The 19,125-nt window shown below is 44.0% G+C and carries 20 protein-coding genes and 2 pseudogenes; 17 read left to right on the top strand and 5 right to left on the bottom strand.

From position 1 onward, the window contains the following. Positions 1-367: 367 nt before the first annotated feature. Positions 368-1,750 (bottom strand): sensor histidine kinase, encoded by a 1,383-nt coding sequence (locus tag BKE30_RS03160; RefSeq protein WP_005247067.1) that lies wholly within the window; start codon positions 1,748-1,750, stop codon positions 368-370. Beyond that, positions 1,743-2,417, bottom strand: coding sequence for a response regulator (locus tag BKE30_RS03155; protein WP_005247066.1), 675 nt, complete (start codon positions 2,415-2,417; stop codon positions 1,743-1,745). The genes BKE30_RS03160 and BKE30_RS03155 overlap by 8 nt, the downstream gene beginning before the upstream one ends. A 108-nt stretch (positions 2,418-2,525) precedes the next feature. Between BKE30_RS03155 and dsbD the strand changes: the two genes are divergently transcribed. From dsbD to BKE30_RS16505, 4 genes are all read left to right on the top strand, one after another. Next, positions 2,526-4,463, top strand: coding sequence for a protein-disulfide reductase DsbD (gene dsbD / locus BKE30_RS03150; RefSeq protein ID WP_045796119.1), 1,938 nt, complete (start codon positions 2,526-2,528; stop codon positions 4,461-4,463). Continuing rightward, positions 4,460-5,308 carry a TlpA disulfide reductase family protein gene (locus BKE30_RS03145; protein ID WP_045796118.1) on the top strand — a complete coding sequence of 283 codons (849 nt, stop codon included), beginning with the start codon at positions 4,460-4,462 and terminating at the stop codon, positions 5,306-5,308. The genes dsbD and BKE30_RS03145 overlap by 4 nt, the downstream gene beginning before the upstream one ends. Positions 5,309-5,326: 18 nt before the next feature. After that, complete coding sequence (dsbG, locus tag BKE30_RS03140; RefSeq protein ID WP_045796117.1) at positions 5,327-6,067, top strand: thiol:disulfide interchange protein DsbG; 741 nt, start codon at positions 5,327-5,329, stop codon at positions 6,065-6,067. Positions 6,068-6,131: 64 nt separating this feature from the next. Further along, positions 6,132-6,233 (top strand): YidH family protein, encoded by a 102-nt coding sequence (locus BKE30_RS16505; protein WP_289844973.1) that lies wholly within the window; start codon positions 6,132-6,134, stop codon positions 6,231-6,233. A 155-nt stretch (positions 6,234-6,388) separates the two neighbouring features. Here BKE30_RS16505 and BKE30_RS03130 read toward each other — a convergent pair whose 3' ends face one another. Further along, positions 6,389-6,697, bottom strand: coding sequence for an ArsR/SmtB family transcription factor (locus tag BKE30_RS03130; RefSeq protein ID WP_005251415.1), 309 nt, complete (start codon positions 6,695-6,697; stop codon positions 6,389-6,391). Positions 6,698-6,817: 120 nt separating this feature from the next. On the opposite strand from BKE30_RS03130, the gene BKE30_RS03125 reads away from it, so the two are divergent. From BKE30_RS03125 to BKE30_RS03090, 8 genes and pseudogenes are all read left to right on the top strand, one after another. After that, on the top strand, positions 6,818-7,234 hold the full coding sequence (locus tag BKE30_RS03125) for a YeeE/YedE family protein (RefSeq protein ID WP_005247059.1): 417 nt from the start codon (positions 6,818-6,820) through the stop codon (positions 7,232-7,234). A 1-nt stretch (position 7,235) separates the two neighbouring features. Further along, positions 7,236-7,652 (top strand): DUF6691 family protein, encoded by a 417-nt coding sequence (locus tag BKE30_RS03120; RefSeq protein ID WP_005404969.1) that lies wholly within the window; start codon positions 7,236-7,238, stop codon positions 7,650-7,652. Positions 7,653-7,654: 2 nt separating this feature from the next. Next, entirely contained in the window at positions 7,655-8,527 is an 873-nt protein-coding gene (locus BKE30_RS03115) for an MBL fold metallo-hydrolase (protein ID WP_005247056.1), read from the top strand. A gap of 68 nt (positions 8,528-8,595) precedes the next feature. Further along, the gene (locus BKE30_RS03110) at positions 8,596-9,378 is read left to right on the top strand and encodes a sulfite exporter TauE/SafE family protein (RefSeq protein ID WP_005247055.1); all 783 of its coding nucleotides are present in this window, start codon (positions 8,596-8,598) and stop codon (positions 9,376-9,378) included. A gap of 96 nt (positions 9,379-9,474) precedes the next feature. Then, positions 9,475-9,870, top strand: a complete 396-nt coding sequence (locus tag BKE30_RS03105) for a rhodanese-like domain-containing protein (protein WP_032051543.1) — start codon at positions 9,475-9,477, stop codon at positions 9,868-9,870. A gap of 47 nt (positions 9,871-9,917) precedes the next feature. After that, positions 9,918-10,253, top strand: a complete 336-nt coding sequence (locus BKE30_RS03100; protein ID WP_005247053.1) for a carboxymuconolactone decarboxylase family protein — start codon at positions 9,918-9,920, stop codon at positions 10,251-10,253. 29 nt (positions 10,254-10,282) lie between these two features. Continuing rightward, on the top strand, positions 10,283-10,903 hold the full coding sequence (locus BKE30_RS03095; RefSeq protein ID WP_005247052.1) for a class I SAM-dependent methyltransferase: 621 nt from the start codon (positions 10,283-10,285) through the stop codon (positions 10,901-10,903). Positions 10,904-10,998: 95 nt separating this feature from the next. Then, a pseudogene (locus BKE30_RS03090) lies at positions 10,999-11,275 on the top strand (IS3 family transposase); the annotation flags it as partial. A 99-nt stretch (positions 11,276-11,374) separates the two neighbouring features. On the opposite strand, the gene BKE30_RS03085 reads toward BKE30_RS03090, so the two are convergent. After that, positions 11,375-12,106 carry a Fic family protein gene (locus BKE30_RS03085; protein WP_005247051.1) on the bottom strand — a complete coding sequence of 244 codons (732 nt, stop codon included), beginning with the start codon at positions 12,104-12,106 and terminating at the stop codon, positions 11,375-11,377. Positions 12,107-12,268: 162 nt separating this feature from the next. Beyond that, positions 12,269-12,946 (bottom strand): cupin domain-containing protein, encoded by a 678-nt coding sequence (locus tag BKE30_RS03080; protein WP_005247050.1) that lies wholly within the window; start codon positions 12,944-12,946, stop codon positions 12,269-12,271. A 205-nt stretch (positions 12,947-13,151) separates the two neighbouring features. Here BKE30_RS03080 and BKE30_RS03075 point away from each other — a divergent pair. From BKE30_RS03075 to BKE30_RS03055, 5 genes and pseudogenes are all read left to right on the top strand, one after another. Next, a pseudogene (locus BKE30_RS03075) lies at positions 13,152-14,148 on the top strand (Fic family protein). A 692-nt stretch (positions 14,149-14,840) separates the two neighbouring features. After that, positions 14,841-15,764, top strand: a complete 924-nt coding sequence (locus tag BKE30_RS03070; protein ID WP_076877197.1) for an esterase/lipase family protein — start codon at positions 14,841-14,843, stop codon at positions 15,762-15,764. 218 nt (positions 15,765-15,982) lie between these two features. Then, positions 15,983-17,029: a lipase secretion chaperone gene (locus tag BKE30_RS03065; RefSeq protein ID WP_076877196.1), complete on the top strand. Its 1,047-nt coding sequence runs from the start codon at positions 15,983-15,985 to the stop codon at positions 17,027-17,029. A 164-nt stretch (positions 17,030-17,193) separates the two neighbouring features. Further along, positions 17,194-17,991, top strand: coding sequence for a PaaX family transcriptional regulator C-terminal domain-containing protein (locus tag BKE30_RS03060; RefSeq protein WP_076877195.1), 798 nt, complete (start codon positions 17,194-17,196; stop codon positions 17,989-17,991). Positions 17,992-18,138: 147 nt separating this feature from the next. Continuing rightward, positions 18,139-19,125: a GGDEF domain-containing protein gene (locus tag BKE30_RS03055; protein WP_076877194.1), complete on the top strand. Its 987-nt coding sequence runs from the start codon at positions 18,139-18,141 to the stop codon at positions 19,123-19,125.

Genomic DNA, 19,125 nt, shown 5'->3' with positions numbered 1-19,125 from the left:
ATTTAGATATTTAAATACTTAGTTAAACTGTCACCATCTCCATCTTTTCAAGAAAATTAATTAAACCGCTTCATTTTTAGATTCTGGGGTATAGCGTTGTCCACTCATAATGTTCTCTCCTATGCAAAAAGAATCTACGATATTTGTCTAGGAGAGTGGTGGCTATTCAGCTCTAAATAGAGGGGGGGTGTCTTCTTTAAGATAACGAAATTCTAGCATGATATAAGAACAAACTTGCAAATCGATAAATTATAACCCCCTGTAATTTTAACAAAATATTTTTTGAGATTTAATCCACTAAATCTAATTTGGAGAAAAAATGAGTACAAGATTTTTCAATATTAAAAAGGTTTTTAAAAACAAAGGGTTATTTTTTAAATTCTCGTGACGCTTTTGAAGTATCTTCCTGAATGCTAACGATCAGTCCTACAGGATCACGCTGCTGAAATCCAAGATGGTATTGATAATTGCCTAGCAAGCTTTTAACTAATGCCAGTCCTAAACCATGGCCATGCTGCTGAGCCGATTTTCGCCAGAAGCGCTGTCCTAAATGTTGGATATCCTGTGCTGTAAGTTGTTGTCCATCATCTTCAATCACCAGGCAACCAGACTGCATGGAAATCCAGATATGGGCAGCCTGTGCATGCAGCAGTGCATTTTCAAGCAGATTTTTCAGTACGGTATACAGCACAAATTCAGGTAGCTGAATTTCACCCAGGCTCCAGTTCACCTGTATTTTTTCATTCATTTCTGGATAGCGTGTACTTAAGTCTGCAAGGACCTTCTCAAGTGTGGGGCGAAGCCAGATAGTCTCAGTCATTTCCTGGATACTGTTTTCCGATTGGGTCAGTAATAAAAGCTGCTCGAGTAACAGCGTATAACGCCGGATACTCTCATTGGCCTGCTGCAAATTGTGCTGAATGGATTCAGGCAGATTCTGCTGTTGACTAATCAGCTGGGCCAGTTGTACATGAGTTTTAATTGCGGTCAGGGGACTGCGTAATTCATGTGCAGCATAGGCACTAAAGGCTTTCTCCTGTTGCAGACTGTCATTAATTTTCTGAATCAACTGCGTGGAATTGTTGACAAAAGGCTGTACTTCCTGGGGAATGCTTGCAGGCTTGAGCTGCATTAAAAAATCTGCCGCCTCTGAATAGTTAAGGTTTTTCTGGTTCAGGTATTGACTGAGCTGATCCAAAGACCGGAACTGTCTGCGGATAATAAAGATGATCAAGGCAATACAGATCAGCAGTGAGAAGACTAAGGGAACCAGTACGGCCTGCAGAATCTGCTGTAGTAGGGTATCCCTCAAGAACATGCGTTCTGCCGCCACCACCTGAATATCGCCACGACGCAGGACATAACTGCGCCATTCCGTATCACCCTGCTGCCAGGTGCTGAATCCTTCTGGTCGTTGGCTTAAATTTTTTGGGGCACCGCGTGTTTTGGCAATGATCTGATTGCCTACCGAGACGTCAGAGCTAAAAAGAGAGACTTCACAGGCAATTAACTGGTTTACCTCATCATTCTTGGCTAATTTTGATAAGGTTGCATCCCCCAGACTATCCAGCGGTAACTGCTGAATCAGCCGGGCAACCATTTGCGCAGATGCCGATAAGCGTTGATCCAGCGTGTCTTGTAAGCGTTGTTTCAGGTCAATATACAGCCATGAAAATACCGCACTCCACAACACAATAAACACGGCCAAAAGACTCATGACCAAACGCCATTTCAAGCTGTGACTAAACATGACGTTGCTCAAACGGTTTGAAAATATATCCCACACCACGAATGGTCTGAATCAAGTCTGGATGCAGTTTTTGTCTTAGGTGATAAATGTGTACATTCAGGGCATTGCTCTCGATAGAGTCCTGGAAGCCATAGAGCTTGTCAATAAGCTGTTCATTTTTCAGGATCTGGTTGGGGTGGCTCATCAGGGTTTCCAGCAGGCTGAATTCACGGCGAGATAAATTCACAGCCTGGTCTTGATAGGTCACAGTCTGGGTATCCCGGTTCAGAACCAGTTCATCAAATTGCAGTGTATTCGAGGCAAAGCCACGGTGGCGACGGGTGAGAGCATGAATCCGAGCAATCAGTTCCTCCAATTCAAAAGGTTTGGTCAGGTAGTCGTCGGCACCGGCATTCAGGGCCTGAACACACTGATCGGTCCGCAGCCGTGCCGTCAATACCAGTACCGGGAGATCAATCTGGTCGCGTCGCCAGCTGTGCAGCAAATCCAGGCCATCCTGATCCGGCAGGCCTAAATCCAGTAAACATAAATCGACTGCACTATGCCGGATAAAATAATCCGCAGCACGTGCGTGACTGACATGCTCCACTGAAATATTCAGATAGTTCAGAGCAGCACAAATGCTCTGTGCGATATAGGGATCATCCTCAACCAATACAATAAACATAGAACATCCTGATCAAACTACCATTATTTTATAAATGATTTGGGCTGTTAATGTTGCCTTAATTTTAGTTTTTCAATAATGCAGTCCTAACAGGAGGAGATCAGCTGGATGTTGAAGTGGATATTGGGTGCCGTGATCGGCGGTGGAATCATGACGGGAGCTGCACATGCAGATTTTTTACCACCGGATCAGGCTTTTCAGTTTCAGGTGGTTTCTACAAGCCAGACTCAGGCAGAGCTTAGCTGGAAAATCGCAGAGGGTTATTATCTGTATCATGACCAGCTTAAAGTGTCTCATCAGCAGACCCCAGTCAAGTTGGCATTGCCCAAACCCGAAGACAAAGATGACCCCAATTTCGGTTTGACCCAGGTGCATTATGGGCAAGTCAAAACCAATCTGAATGTCCAGCCCAACCAGCAGTTTGTGGTGCAGTGGCAGGGCTGTGCAGAAAGCGGTTTATGTTATCCGGTGCAACGCACCACAGTAACAACTGATGCAGATGGTTTATTTTCAGCGCAAAACTTGAGCAAGCCTCAAAAGCTGCTGGCCAGCACTACACAGCCAGAAGTAAACGAACAGATTCTGACCGCTCAGAAAGATGAGCTCCAAGCTATAGAGCAAACTCCAAGTACAGATCAAGCACTGACCGAAGAAAAGGTAGAGGAAATGCAAGTTACTGCAGTTTCCGAACCTGTCGTTCAGCCTGAGATGGAATTAACAGAGAAAAACGACTCACTCATTGCAGAGCCTAAAAATCAAACTTCGTCAGCAGGCATGAATAGCCAGTGGAACAATGACCAGTATTTTTTAAGTTTGCTGTCGGAACAAGGTCTGTTGATTAATGCCCTGATTTTTCTCGGGCTTGGCATTCTGCTGGCATTTTTACCATGTTCTTTACCTTTAATTCCAATTTTAACAGGAATTCTGGTCCAGCAGCACCGAGGCTACCGTGCTGCGCTGATTGCGCTGGTCTTTGTTTTGGGTATGGCACTGGTCTATGCGGTCATGGGACTTGCTGTGGCACAGCTCGGTTACAGTTTTCAGCGCTGGTTTCAAAGTCCGGTATTCATCAGTATTTTCAGCATTCTGTTTATTTTGTTCGCACTTAATCTGTTTGGAGCATTTCAGCTGTCCTTACCCCAAGGCATGTTACAGCGTCTGGATCAATGGCAGCAAAAGCAGAAGGGTGGCACGCTGATTGGTGCTGGTCTCATGGGCGTGATCGCCGCACTGATTGTCGGGCCATGTATGAGTGCACCGTTGGCCGGTGCCTTAATCTATGTGTCTCAGCTTAATCAACCGATGCTGGGCGCCAGTTATCTGTTTGTCTTAGGCCTTGGGCTGGGCTTGCCGCTATTTATTGCTGCCGTATTTGGGTCCCATCTTTTACCCAAACCTGGCATATGGATGGATCGCCTGAAGTTTAGTTTTGGCTTTGTCATGCTGGCGCTGGCCTTGTATTTCGCCCGTCCACTATTGCCCGGCATTTTATACCTGAGCCTTTTGGGTGTGGTACTGATCACCTGTTCAGGCTACTTCTTGTTCAAGATGCTGCCTCATGTGCATCGGTCTGTAGCGAAAATAGGCCTGATGCTGCTCAGTGGTTTACTGGTCTATGCAGGAGGCATGCAGCTCTATCATGTCTGGAGTCAGGTACAGGTGGCCCATGTAGAATCACGGCTTGAATGGCAGAGAGTCAGTACAGCCGCAGAATTGCAACAGGTTTTAGCCAAACATCCTGCACAGCCGGTTGTAATTGATGTCTATGCAGACTGGTGTGTGGCCTGTCAACCGATCGAAAAGGAAGTGATTCCACGTAGTGATGTCCAGACAGCTTTACAAAATGTGGTTCGTATCAAATTAGACCTGACCCACTATCATCCAAGTCAGGATGAGCTGCTAAAAGAATGGCAAATCCTCGGACCACCCACCTTCATATTTCTAAATGCAGCGCATCAGGAACAGCGCGAGTTGCGTTTAACCGGAAGCTTTAGCGCGACACATTTGCTCGGTAAATTGCAGCAACTGCAAGGGGAACAACCATGATGATTTCCAGTGATGCATTGCATCTGGGACCTTTGATGTTGCCCTGGACACTCATAATTGTTGCTACTGGCTTGATGCTGTTATCTGCCGTCCTGTTTGGATTAGCCAGAAAGTATTCATGGTCTAAACAGCAGCTTGGACAAAGTCAGGATGTACTCTGGAGCAGTTTTTTGCTGGGGATGCTGGGTGCACGTCTTGTTTTCGTCCTGCTCAATGCCGAGCTGTATTTTGCAGCACCCATCGACATACTGAAAATCCAGGATAAGGGTTTTCATTTATGGGGAGGGGTGCTGATTGGTGCTTTGTGGTATCTCATTCGCAACAGACAGTTGCAGATCCGATTCAAAGCCATCTTGTTGATCATCTTTATACTTTGGATCGGGCTTGGGCTCGCATTTAAATCCAGTCTAAAAACTGAAGTGGCGTTTCCTGATCTAGTCTTTGCTGGATTAGAACAGGAGCGTCTGGGTACAGACAAGATTTCACTCAGCCAATTCATTGGCCAGCCCACGGTAATTAATATGTGGGCGAGCTGGTGTCCGCCGTGTCACCGCGAAATGCCGGTGTTGGCAAAGGCTGCCAAGCAGCATCCTCAAGTGAATTTTGTCATGCTCAATCAGGGTGAGGAGGTAGCGACCGTAAATGCCTATTTAAGAAAACATCAGTTTCAATTTAAACATGTCCTGCTGGACCCATATGGTGAACTACCCCAGCAGCTGAATAGTTTTGGCCTGCCAACGACGCTGTTTTTTAATGCTCAAGGCCAGCTGGTCGAGCGGCATATGGGGGAACTCAGTCCGGCCATGTTGCAGCAATATTTAAATAGAATTTCAGATCAACCTTAAAAAACGGAAGGACTCAGTATGAACAAAATTTACCAGGTGCTTGGTGCAGGCATGTTCCTGATCATGAGCATGCACACGCAGGCAAATATAAAACAGAACATTGAAAAACAGGGCTTTGTGTTTGTAAAACAGATTCCGGCACCGCAAGGAATGACCGGCTGGGTAGGGCATGAAGACCAGTATTCCAATACGGTATTTATCTCCAACGATGACAAATATTATATCAAGGGCGAACTGTTTGATGCGCAAGGGAAAAGCCTGTCCAATGAGCAGATTGAAAAGCATATGAAAAAAGCGGTATTGGACGATGTCTGGAAAACCCTGGAAAAATCGACCTGGATCCAGGATGGAAAGCCAGATGCACCACGGGTGGTCTATGTGTTTTCCGATCCGAATTGCCCATATTGCTATAAATTCTGGCAAGCAGCTCGGCCTTGGGTCGAATCAGGCAAGGTACAACTGCGTCATATTCAGGTCGGTGTGATCCGTGAAGAAAGCCGTGGCCAGGTGGCCACATTGTTAATGTCGAAAAATCCAGCAGCAGTTTTTAATGATATAAACAAGAATAAAGGCAAAAAGCAGCTCAAGAAAATGGAAAAGATTCCTGCCGAAATTGCTGCAAAAATTGATGCCAACCAGGCCCTAATGGGGAAATACGGCTTTTTCTCCACACCGTCGATGGCCTGGAAAAACAATCAGGGTGAATTTAAATCGACTCAAGGCCTGGCGATGGACTTCAAGGAAATTTTTGAACAATAAGATTGGATGAGATATGTCAACTTTGGATCATCCACGGGTACTGTTTGCTTTGGAATGAACCGCTCTGGCATGGAACCGGAGTGGTCTGGCATTAATTGCATTGGGTTTTGTGATTGAAAAATCCAACCTGTTAGTACAACTGGTCGATCATGAACATTATGCATAAAAAATAGCCTATGCACAGTGGATGGGAATTATGGTGATTGTATTCGGTTTGTTGGTCAATATCGCCTCGATCCTGCAATATCGACGGGGGATGGCATCACTGCGATCGCCGGAATTTATTGAAGGTTATTCTTTTTGGTTGCATTAAGAGGAGGGCTAGGCGCAATACAGCTCGTACAGTTTTTGCATCAGGCTCAAGACCTTGGGATCACTCAGACGATAGAAAATCTGTTTACCCTCACGTCGGGTGCTGACCATGTCGGCCTTACGTAGCACAGTCAGTTGTTGTGAAAGTGTAGGTTGATGAATGTCAGTGGATTCTTCAATTTCCTGAACATTCATTTCCCCGTCGACCAGAACACATAAGATTTTCAGACGATCAGGATTGGCTAAAACTTTTAGGCATTGGCTGACGAAATCGACTTGAGAAAAATCAATTTTGGCATTTTCAGCAATCATATCCATAAATGTCCTCACAACTTTTGATGTAGCCCGTGCAGTTTACATAATTTACCATAAAACTGCTTGATTAATATTTTTTATTATATAATATAAAAAAGTATATTGTATAGGGATTAATTCATCATGCATGACTTCCTCATCGCATTTATTGGCGGCTTAATGCTCGGGCTTTCTGTAGTTGGCTATCTTTACGTCAATGGCCGTATTGCAGGGATCAGTGGTTTGATTGGGCAAGTCTTAAACTCAAAAACCATGTTTAAAACACCTGCAATCTGGTTTTTATTAGGCTTAGTCCTCACACCGTTTATTTATGGTCTGTTTGTACAACCTGAAATCGAATTGAATGCTAGCCCACTGATGATGATTGTGGCAGGTCTGCTGGTGGGCTTTGGGACACGTCTGGGTTCGGGCTGTACCAGTGGTCACGGAATTTGTGGCATCAGTCGCCTGTCTAAGCGTTCTATCATCGCGACCATGACTTTCATGTTTGCAGGTTTTGTCGCTGTTTATATTATCCGTCATATCACAGGAGCATTCTAAAATGAAAAATGTGTTTGCCTTTTTATTTGGTGCGCTGTTCTCTGTGGGATTGATGGTATCGGGCATGTCCAATCCGGAAAAAGTACTCGATTTCCTGGATCTGTTTGGCGACTGGGATGCCAGTCTGGCCTTTGTCATGATGGGCGCGATTGCGGTGGCCTTTATTCCCTTCCAGAAAGCATTACGTACGGCGCAACCAAAAACAGTATTTAATGAACCTATTGATTTACCTAAAAATAATCAGATAGATAAAAAACTGATCACGGGTGCGGTTTTATTTGGTGCAGGTTGGGGCATTGCAGGCATCTGTCCGGCACCAAGTTTCACCTTGATCGGTTTGGGCCACTATCAAGTGCTCTATTTTATTGTAGCAATGCTGGTGGGTGTATGGATTCACCGTAAATGGTCAGGAGCTTAACGATGTCAAACTTACCTATAGTAAAAGATTTTTTTCACGAAGATACCAATACCTTCAGTTATGTTGTACGTGATCCTGCGACCAAAGCCTGCGCCATTATTGATAGCGTTTTGGATTATGATCCGGCATCAGCAAGTACATCCACTATTCATGCCGATAAAATTATTGCCTATATTAAAGAGCAGGGTTTAACGGTCGAGTGGATTCTCGAAACCCATGTCCATGCTGACCATTTAACTGCAGCACAATATCTCAAAGCTGAGTTAGGTGGCAAGATCGCCATGAGCCAGAAAATTGGTATTGTTCAGGAAACTTTTGGCGCGATTTATCATCTGGATATTAAACAATGGAATGCTCAGCAGCTCTTTGATTATTTATTTAAAGATCATGAGTCGTTCCAAATCGGAACCTTGAAGGCTTATAACATTCCAACACCGGGACATACGCCTGCTTGTCTGAGTTATGTGATTGGTGATGCGGTTTTTGTGGGTGATACCCTGTTTATGCCAGATTATGGTACAGCACGTTGTGACTTCCCGCGAGGCAGCGCAGAACAGCTTTATGATTCGGTACAAAGCCTGTTTCAGTTGCCAGAAGATACGCGGGTCTTTTTATGTCATGACTATTTGCCTGAAACACGTGAATCCTATGTGTGTGAATCTGATATACAGACACAAAAGACACAGAATATTCATATTCATCAGGGAATCAGTAAAGCTGAATTTGCTCAGATGCGCAACCAGCGGGATTCAGGACTCAATATGCCTAAGCTGATTCTACCGGCAATTCAGATCAATATGAAAGCAGGGCAGTTTCCTGAGCCTGAAGCCAATGGTGTTTCTTACCTCAAGCTTCCTCTTAACTACTTCAAATAAGCTTGTGTCGTGATTCAACAAAAAGTTCAACTTTTATTGAATCATTTTTGTGGATAAGGGAGAGAGCGATGTGGGCATTAATACTGGAAGGATTGGCGATTGGTGGCTTGCTGGGTCTAACCGGTGCTGGTGGCGGAATTCTGGCTGTACCGGCACTGATGGCGAGTCAGGGTTGGACTGTGGCACAGGCTGCACCGGTAGGTTTGTTGGCAGTCACGCTGTCGGCCTTGGTCGGAACGTTCGAGGGTTTATTCAAGCGTATTGTGCGTTATCGCGCTGCGCTCTGGATCGCACTGATCAGTATTCCTACAGCGCGTTATGGCGTGCATCTGGCCGATATCGTTTCTCCGGTCTGGCTGACGCTGGCTTTCAGTCTGGTCATGCTGATCGTGGCTTATCGAATCTTCTTTAATAAAGTGACCGATCATGGCAATGCACCGTGCAAGGTCAATCAATCGACCGGTCGTCTGATCTGGAATGTCAAAACGGCCTCTTTCCTGGCAGGTATTGGTGTTGTGGCAGGTTTATTAACCGGTCTGCTTGGCGTGGGTGGGGGTTTTGTCATTGTTCCAGCCCTGCGTAAATTCACCGACCTTGATATGCGCAGTATCGTTGCGACTTCCCTGATGATTATTTTCCTGATTGGTGGGGTCAGTATTTCTGCACACGTGCTGGATGGCTTTCAATATCCTGTTTCGGTTACGCTGACCTTTGTCCTGGCCTGTATTGTCGGGATGTTAATTGGACGCAGTCTGATGCAGCGGATTGACAGTAACAAGGTACAGAAAATATTTGCCACTACCGTGGTTGGGGTGGCGATGTATTTAATCTATTCAGCGCTCATGGGCTAAAACAGCCGGTTGGGAACTTTAACTCAAGCGCTTTTAATCGACCTGAGCATCGTTTATACAAAATATAATTTTAATAGCCGAGGAAGAATGAAAATGATGAAAACTGCAGAGCAATTGATTCTGAATGCGAAAAGCCAGATTCAGGAAGTAAGTGTAGCTGAACTGTTTGAAGCGATGCAAAACCATAAAACCATTCTGATTGATGTTCGGGAACCGGATGAGTTTCAGGCGGCAGCCATAGACCGGGCGGTGAATTATCCGCGTGGTGTTTTGGAAATGAGAATTCACCAGCATCCTTTAGCCAGTCATCATTGCGATACCCAGCAGGCACTGGAACACCTTAAAGATCAGCCGATCTATTTGATCTGTGGTACGGGTGGACGTTCCGCATTGGCAACCGATACCTTACAAAACATGGGTTTTACCCAGGTCAAGTCAGTTCAGGGTGGTTATCAGGCCTGGCTAGAGCAGGGCTATCCGGTAGAAAAATAAGCCGTTGAATAGGTGAACAACCGTATTGTTGAATGTGAGAAGCAGTGATGAAATACAAAGAATTAACCCAGAACATTTCAGGCAGTTTAAGAACCTTAACTCAAGATTCACCTGATTTAATGAAAAGTTTCAATCAGTTGTCCCAGACCGCAATGCGTGATGGTGTGATTGATCCTAAAACCAAGGAGCTGATTGCCTTGGCGATTGGTGTCGCATCACGTTGTGATGGTTGTATCGGCTTTCATGTCAGAACCCTGGTCAAAATGGGCATGACCCTGCAGGAGCTGGAGGAAGTTCTGGGCGTTGCGGTATATATGGGCGGTGGACCTTCATTGATGTATGCCGCAAATGCACTGGATGCCTTTAAAGAATTTTCCGGCTGATTGGATAGTCAAGTAAATGGAGGGATGAAATGAGTCAGCACTGGAATGAATTGTATGCCCAGACGCAGGACCTGTACGGCACAGCAGCAAACCTGTTTATCCAGGAGGTTACGGAAAAAATCCGGATAGAAGGTAAAACACTGGCAATTGCTGAAGGAGAAGGAAGGAATATCCTGTACCTGGCTGAGCAGGCAAGACAGCATAATTATTCTTTTTCGGCAGAAGTCTGGGATTATTCCGATGTTGCCTTGAAGCATCTGTCTAGCAAGGCCGAAGCCACAGGGATAAAGCTCGAACTCAAAAATGTGGATTTAACAGCAGCGAAATGGCCGTCCGAGCGTTATCAAAACGTGATTTGTGTATTTGGTCATTTCGATACACAAACGCAAAAACAGATTTTAGCAGGCATAAGAGAATCTTTGCTAAACGGTGGATGGTTTATCGGTGAGCTGTATTCCAAGGAGCAGATCAACTACCAAACCGGGGGGCCTAAAAATATCGAATATTTATACGATCCTCGATCCATTCTGGACGTATTTGGGCAGGACCATCTCCATCATTTTTATGTGGGCGAACAAGAAAGGCATGAGGGAAAATTACATTGTGGTAAATGCCATGTTATTCAATTTGCGATACAAGTGAGGAAGTAGAGAATAAGTGAATTGTTAAATGTGAGAGGGCGTTCAAAAATTCTGTGTCAGCCAAATTGGCTAGAGTTTAATTATTATATCATCGAGCCTACCTTCAAGGCCCACAATACAGCAGTGGAGACTGGCAAAGATTCTGTCAGAAGCATAATTTGGTTCTGAGTATGAGTCGCAGAGGCAACTGTTGGGATAATGCTGTTGCTGAATCCTTTTATAGTAGTTTAAAGAAGGAAAGAATTAAAAAGAGGATTTATAAAACATGAGAAATGGCCCGTGCGGATGTGTTTGATTATATCGAGATATTTTACCATCGGTAGGCGTCATTCGCATCTCGATGGAATGAGTCCAGAAGCATTTGAGATAGCTTCAAAATGAAGCTACTTCATGTCTAGGATACTGGGAACAGTCCAAGCTATAGGATTACCCACAGTTTATTGTTCTAATTGATAATATCGTACAAGCTGATCTTTTATTTTAAATCCCTAAAACCACCTGATACGGTTTAAAACCCTCTAATACAGCCTCGGAAACTAATTGAATAAAAGCTTCAGTTTTCCCATAAGCCATCCACTGATCAAGCGCTTCATAGTAAGCTAAGCGATTTTCTACAGTAATCACACAAGGTGGATAACCAGCTTTAAGTAATTCTAGGTTCATTAAAAGACGTGATGTGCGACCATTGCCATCAATGAATGGATGAATGCCAACAAAATCAGCATGTACTTTGGCTGCACGTTCAATTGGATGGAGTTTATGTGCGTCGCTGTTATACCAATCGATCAGTTGAGCCATCTTGTCATTTAATAATGTGTAATCAGGCGGGGTAGACGTAGCACCGGATATCAGGACATTTTGCTGACGATAACGTCCAGCATTATCATCATCAATATTCTTTAAGATAAGCTGATGGATATTACGAATTTGCCATTCAGAAAAAGGCTCCTCTTTCCGAATGATATCTTCAACATAGTAAATTGCATTTCTATGGTTGATCGCTTCGAAGTGTTCTCTTAATGCCTTTCCACCAACAGTAATACCTTCCAGTACTACTTTTGTTTCTAGTAGGGTAAGTGTATTACCTTCAATTGCATTCGAATGATAGGTCCAACGGACAATAAGATCTTCTTGTAAGTTTTTGACAATTGACGGAGAGAGAGGGCGATGTTGATCTAATTTTTTCTTTAAATTATCAATAGTTTCAAACATAACCTTATCCTTCAATTTGTCTTAGTCGATAATACATGAAAAAAGGAATATCAGAAATGTAGTGATATATCATTACATTTTGTACTGATTATAAAAGTGGTAACTGGACGGCTTCCAGTATTCTAGACACAAGACAGCCTTATTTTGAAGATACATTATTGTTCATTTCACCCATACATCTATGGCATGTTGTAGATGACCAGTTTTGACATAAAGCATTGCGCCTGATGGACCAGCCTGAAATTTAGCAGCACTATTGATGGGAAGACGGACCCATGAACCTGCTAGATATATTTCAGCGCCACAAAATAATTGACCTTTGATAATTAGTAACTCAATCCCTTGTTCTGATTTCTCTACGAAAATTTGATCAGGTTTTAGCTTTTCTAAATAGGTCTGCTCATGTTCCGATTGAAATAACGGGCATATCATCCGATGTTCGGTAAGCTTCCAATTTGTTGGATCATTGGTATTAATTCGGGTGGGTTCTGTCTCATGTTCAGTCATTTGCATCAGTTTCACAAAGATTAAACAACCTGCTTTACTGGAAACCCGATGAGTTGAATGATGGGGGTTACGTAAATACCAGCCTGCTGGATAATCATCTTCAGCATTCTCGGTAAAAATGCCTGACAAGATGAGGACTTCTTCACCCAAAGGATGTTGATGTTCAGGAAAGGTAGATTCTGGTGCGTATTTCACAAGACTAGTTGCACGTGCTTTCTCATCGCCAATACGATCAAGCATCATTCTATCGACTTCACCTCCTGGAGATTTCACCCAATGGTAATCTTCTGGCTTGATGATGACGGGTTGTGAGAAGTCGGCATGAATAAACATAATGCTGTCCTGTAATGAAGAAACCTACGTATTTTAACGAGAATACATAGGTTTATTTTAAAAGAAATAGCGATTAGTTAGCTCACTGTTTCAGATTCAGAAAAGATAAACATGTTGATAGCAGATATCACTCACTAAGCTATGAAATATTAATATTTTAGAGTTTAATCAACTGTGCTTTGTTTTTACATCAATTAGGAATGGCATGAAATATCAACCGCCTTATACGATCACCTCTAAAATTATTCACTTGATTGCACAAATTAGTGAATCAATAGGGCAGTTTGACTGCATTAACCCCAACCCAAGATAGCCTTAAATTGCGAAAAGCCAATCGTATTCGAACGATTCAAGGGGCTTTAGCAATTGAAGGGAATAATACCTTGAGTACAGAGCAAATCACAGCGATCCTGAATGGCAAGCCCATTATCGCTACATCTAAAGAAGTTCAAGAGGTGCGTAATGCACTAAAAGCATATGAGGAAATTCAAGATTGGAATCCTGATCAAGAATCTCATTTGCTGAAAGCACATCAAATATTGATGACAGGACTGATTGATGAGGTTGGGCAGTATCGTCATGGTGGTGTTGGTGTGATGTCAGGGGATCGAGTCGGGCATATGGCTCCGCCTGCAAATCAAGTCCACCGTTTAATGGGAGAGCTATTGCAGTGGTTGGCTGAAGGCAATGAGCATCCACTAATTCAGAGTTCAGTATTTCATTATGAGTTTGAGTTTATATACCCATTTGCTGATGGCAATGGGCGTATGGGACGTTTATGGCAAACTTTAATCTTAAGCCAGTGGAATCCAATTTTTCTCAATATCCCTGTTGAAAGCTTGATTTATCAAAATTAAAAAGCTTATTACGATGCATTGCAAGCGAGCACAGATCACTCAGATTCTGCACCTTTTATTGAGTTTATTTTGCAGATGATTCTAGATGCAATACTCAGTTCTGATGCCAGCGATCAAGATACCGCTCAAGCTAGCGTACAAGTTAGCGATCAAGTTAAACGTCTCATCCAGAATATGGAGCAGAAGGAATATAGCCTAACTGAGTTGATGGCTCTATTAGACTTGTCCCACCGAGCAACATTCCAAAAAAATTATTTAACTCCAGCATTAGAAGCAGGTGTGATTGAACGTACCCTTCCTGATAAGCCTAAGAGTCCTAAGCAAAAGTACAAATTAAAAAATTGAACTGTACTGAAGTTGATGTGATTATTAATATCATAATGAGCTAATTGAAATGTTATAACATTGCATTTATTTCTAGGTGTAATTTGCTGCTATAATGCCGTACGCCACTTCAAATCCTGAATTCGGATTTGAACAAGATTTTAAAGTGATTCAATGCACTAAATCTAATTTGGGTCAAAATTGGGTCAATGAATTTTTTTATTCAATAAAAGAGCTTTAAAATGAATGAGTTAGGTTTTGAGTTCAATTGACGCCATCTCCACCATATACCTAAATTGATACATCGTGAAACTCTGATGTATCAGACTGAAACCCTTAACTAGCAATGGTTAAGGGTTTTTTTATGCCTTGTTATTCGATTCATCAATTGGACAACAGGCTAAATTCAGGTCTCATGTTCAACCTTATGGCAATAAAATTTATATCCTTTAACATTTAGCAATAACATGAAAGCCTAGCCTAATAGATATTAATTAAAATTATTTTATTGTTTTTAAAGAATATTTTTTAAATTATAACTTACACGAATAATCATTCACTTTCCGATGGGTGGTTAACCGAATGTGAATAAAATATGTATAATTTTTCTGCTGACGTAAATTAGTGACAATTTTCGTCACGCTAATAATAATTTTTAGGCAGGAAGGAAGTGATTTTCGACTTGTCTTAGCAAAAACGAGAGGGAAACAACAATGCGTATAATCCGGTTAACTGCTTTTCTTGCCATGGGTTTGGGTAGCATTATCGCTGCTAATGCCCATGCAGCTTCCACTTATGCCCAAACCAAGTATCCTGTTGTGCTGGCACATGGCATGTTTGGTTGGGATACCATGCTTGGTTCGGTAGATTACTGGTATGGTATCCCAGGTGACCTGCGTGATAATGGTGGCACGGTTTACACCACACAGGTTTCAGGACTGGAAAGTTCTGAGGCGCGTGGTGAACAGCTTTTGCTACAAGTCAAACAGGTGCTGGCCATTACCGGTAAATCCAGGGTTAATTTGATTGGACACAGTCATGGCGGTCACTCTGTGCGTTATGTCGCTGCTGCCATACCCAATCAGGTTGCGTCAGTAACTGGTATGGCTAGCCCGGTTAAAGGTGCACCGCTGGCTGATCTTATCGTCAATGGTGACAAGGCCGGTGAGGTCGGTACTCAGGTATTGCAGGGCTTGGGCAGTATTCTTAACTTTATTGCTGGTGGGAAGGATTTGCCAGTGAGTGCCAATAAAAGTCTGGTGTCATTATCTAGCGCAGGCTCGGCTGCATTTAATGCCAAGTATCCTCAAGGGGTACCCAAAACAGCCTGCGGTGAAGGAGCTTATCAGGTCAATGGCGTTAAGTACTTTTCCTTTGGTGGTACTTCCCAGGTGACCAATGTGTTGGATATTCTGGATATCCCCATGAAACTTACTTCATTGGCCTTTGCTAAAGGTGAAAAAAATGACGGGATGGTCGGGAAGTGTAGTGCACATTTGGGTAAGGTGATTCGTGATGACTATGATATGAATCATATTGATTTCATGAACCATGTGTTTGGCCTGCGTGCCATGGGTACTGACCCAAAAACCATTTACCGTGGACAGCTTAACCGTTTGAAAAACTCTGGCCTTTAAGAGTTGCCTTGGGATTTTTTTCAACTGGAAAGGTTTGGCCTGAAGGTTTTAATCTGTGAATTCCAATGCATGAAACTGCAAAAAATAGAGTTGCAGTGGATAGTTTCAGGCCTGTAACACCGACAGGATGGCTGCAAGCAGTGGTCATCCTGCCCATTAAATGCTGTGTTAAGGATTACACACAAAAGCCATAATAAAAGTCAGGGTTGATTGTAACGATGTCCAAGAACAAACTGAGATATGTACTGTTAGCGGTTGCTGCCATTCTGGTGCTTGCTTTGCTGTACTGGATACGGCCTGCCAATGGTGTACTACAAGCTGCTGCACCATTAAATAACACAACAGCGCCTACCAGCCATTCTTCTACTATCAATATCCTGCAAGCCACTTCTTTAGCGTCTGGCCAGCAATTCAAAACCGGGCTGGAAAACCTGCCTAAATCATTGCAGGGCACCGAAGTGGATGGCATGTTTGAGGTGGATGAACATGGCAACCTGCGGATTACCCGCTATGTTCGCCAGACTTTTGATTATTTTTTATCAGCACTGGGTGAGGAAGATTTAGCCACGATTCTAAACCGGCTACGCGCCTATATTGCTGACAAGTTACCCCCTCGGGCAGCGGCTCAGGCCAGTGCCTTGCTGGATACTTATATTGCCTATCGGGAAGCATTAAGCAAATTGCCACCTGTTCCTGATGCCTTAAATAACCTGACAGCCGTACGTCAGCAAAAACAAACCATTGCCGATTTGCGCAGCCGCTATTTTGACCGCAATACCACACAGGCATTTTTTGGTGACGAAGAAGCTTATGATGAATACACCCTTAGTCGACTGGAAATTCTGCAAAATAAAAATTTTACTGAAGCACAAAAAGCTGAAAAAATCAGACAATTGCAGCAGCAGCAACCCGTTGCCTTGCAGGAAGAAATCAGGGCCATTAACCAGTTTCAGGAATTAAATAGCCTTACCCGGCAATGGAAACAAAATAAGGGAACGACCGAGGAACTACGCAGGATTCGCGAACAAATTGTTGGCCCGGAGGCGGCTGACCGACTGGAAGCTCTGGATCGTGAAACCCAGCAATGGGATAATCGCATGAATGACTACCTTGGCCAGCGTGATCAAATTTTAAATAACACCTCATTAAGCACGGAAGGCCGGCAGCAGTTAATTGCCCTGATTCGCCAGAAAAGCTTTAATACCCAAGAGCTGGTGCGGGTAGATGCACTGGAACGATTACATGATCAAGGTGCATTGCCGTAAATCAGATAGCTTGGCTGGCCCCTAAACATATGCATCAGGCTGGGTGTAAATCGGGCTATAAAAGCACAGGAAGATAAATAGTTGGATTTTAATATTACATAAATTTGCATATTATTTTAATTTATGTAATATATAGTTGTACTCTTGCGATTATACAGGCTGGTATGACTTCTGCAAAAATGAACGCGCGTCATTTAATTATTGATTTATTGATGGCCTCCAATGGCTTGCCCATTACGATCCGGCAATTACTGCTGGCTGCCAACCTGTTTGACTTTAGCGAAAACAGTATCCGGGTTACAGTAACCCGTCTGTCCAGTGATGGCATGATTGAATCAGCCGGGCGTGGCAAGTATCAGTTTACCAGTCAATGGCAGGCATGGGCCAGTGACATGCTCAAGCGCAAGCATGGTATTCAGGCTATCAAGCCATGGAGCTATGACTATCTGGCGGTATTTACCGGCGCACTGGGGCGGGTAGACCGTACAGCATTGAAGCGTCGTGAACGTGCCCTGCGGCAGGACGGCTTTCGCGAGCTGGAAACCGGTCTGTTTATTCGCCCCGATAATCTGGCAGAAAGCTTTGATGAAACTTCTCACCGCTTGAAAATAAATGGTCTGGAGCCAGATGCCAATATTTTCCGGGTGAGCCATCTGGACAGCACCAGTGCTCACAAGATTGCATCTTTATGGCATAGCGAAACCCTGAACCAGACCTATCACAGCATTAGCCAGAAAATTCAGGCCTGGCTGGCACATATGCATACGCTTGATGTAGAGCAGGCTGCACGCGAATCATTACTGCTGGGGCGTGAAGCTATTCCACTCTTGATGAATGACCCGCTATTGCCACCGCCTTTGATTGATGAAGCCGCCCGTAACCAGTTTGCCAGTGATGTACAGCAACTGGATCAGGTCGGGCAGGGCTTATGGCAGCAACTGTATGAGCAGGCACAGGTATAGCCGATACAGCCATTGATACTGAATCTGGGCTAAAAACTGGTTTTTAATGATTGAATGCCCCAAAAAACCTGATATTTAGCAAGGTCATGGACTTATGGCTCCGTTATTTATCAGGTAAGCTAGCCATAACAACAAGAAGGTTTGCATATGAGTCCGTGGAGTTTTGACAGCTTTGAAAGTGCTGGACAGGCGATATTAAAATTTCTGCACCAGCGTGTGGGTTTTGACCTGTGGATGATTACCCGCACCGAAGGTGATGACTGGATTGTATTGCAGACTGAAGACCACGGTTATGGTGTAAAACCCGGACAGGTGTTTCGCTGGGCCGATTCATTTTGTTCGCACATGGTCAAAGGAAACGCGCCCTGCATAGCCCCGCGGTCAAATGATATTGAACTGTACGCCACTGCACCAATTGCCAGGCAGGTCAATATTCAGGCCTATATTGGCCAGCCCTTGCTTAAAAGTAATGGCGAGCTATTTGGGACATTGTGTGCCATTAATCCCCAGCCGCATGATGACAAACTGCTTCAGGAAAAAGACCTGATAGAGTTTATGGCGGCCCTGCTGACGCATATTCTGCATATCGAGCTCAAGCAAACAGAGCAAACCCGCCAGATTGAGCGCCTGCAAGCCAAGGCCATGACCGATGAGCTCACCCAGTTATACAACCGGGGCGGCTGGGAACATTTTATTGCACTGGAAGAAGAGCGCAGCCAGCGCTATGGCTACCTGTCAGCCGTGTATGTCATTGATCTGGACGGCCTCAAGGAAGTAAATGATACGCTGGGACATGCAGCGGGTGATGAGCTAATCCAGCGTGCAGCACATGCATTGCGTTGTATGGCTCGTCAGACAGATATTGTGGCGCGTCTGGGTGGTGATGAGTTTTCTATTTTAAGCATTGAAATCGATCATGCCGGAGCGGAAACCCTACTGGGACGCATCCAGCAGGCATTGCAGCAGGTACAGGTCGATGCCTCTGTGGGCTTTGCCCTGCGCCATCCATCCTTTGGCTTGCAGCAGGCCATATCGCAGGCAGACCAGCAAATGTATTTTCATAAACGCAGCAAGAAAGCATCACATGCTGAGCTTGAACTGGATCGCCAGTTAGAAGCTAAACACCAGCATTAA

The organism is Alkanindiges hydrocarboniclasticus, from assembly GCF_001982605.1.
Taxonomy (GTDB): Bacteria; Pseudomonadota; Gammaproteobacteria; order Pseudomonadales; family Moraxellaceae; genus Alkanindiges; species Alkanindiges hydrocarboniclasticus.
The sequence above is the reverse complement of the archived record's forward strand: the minus strand, read 5'-3'. Positions and strand labels throughout refer to the sequence as shown.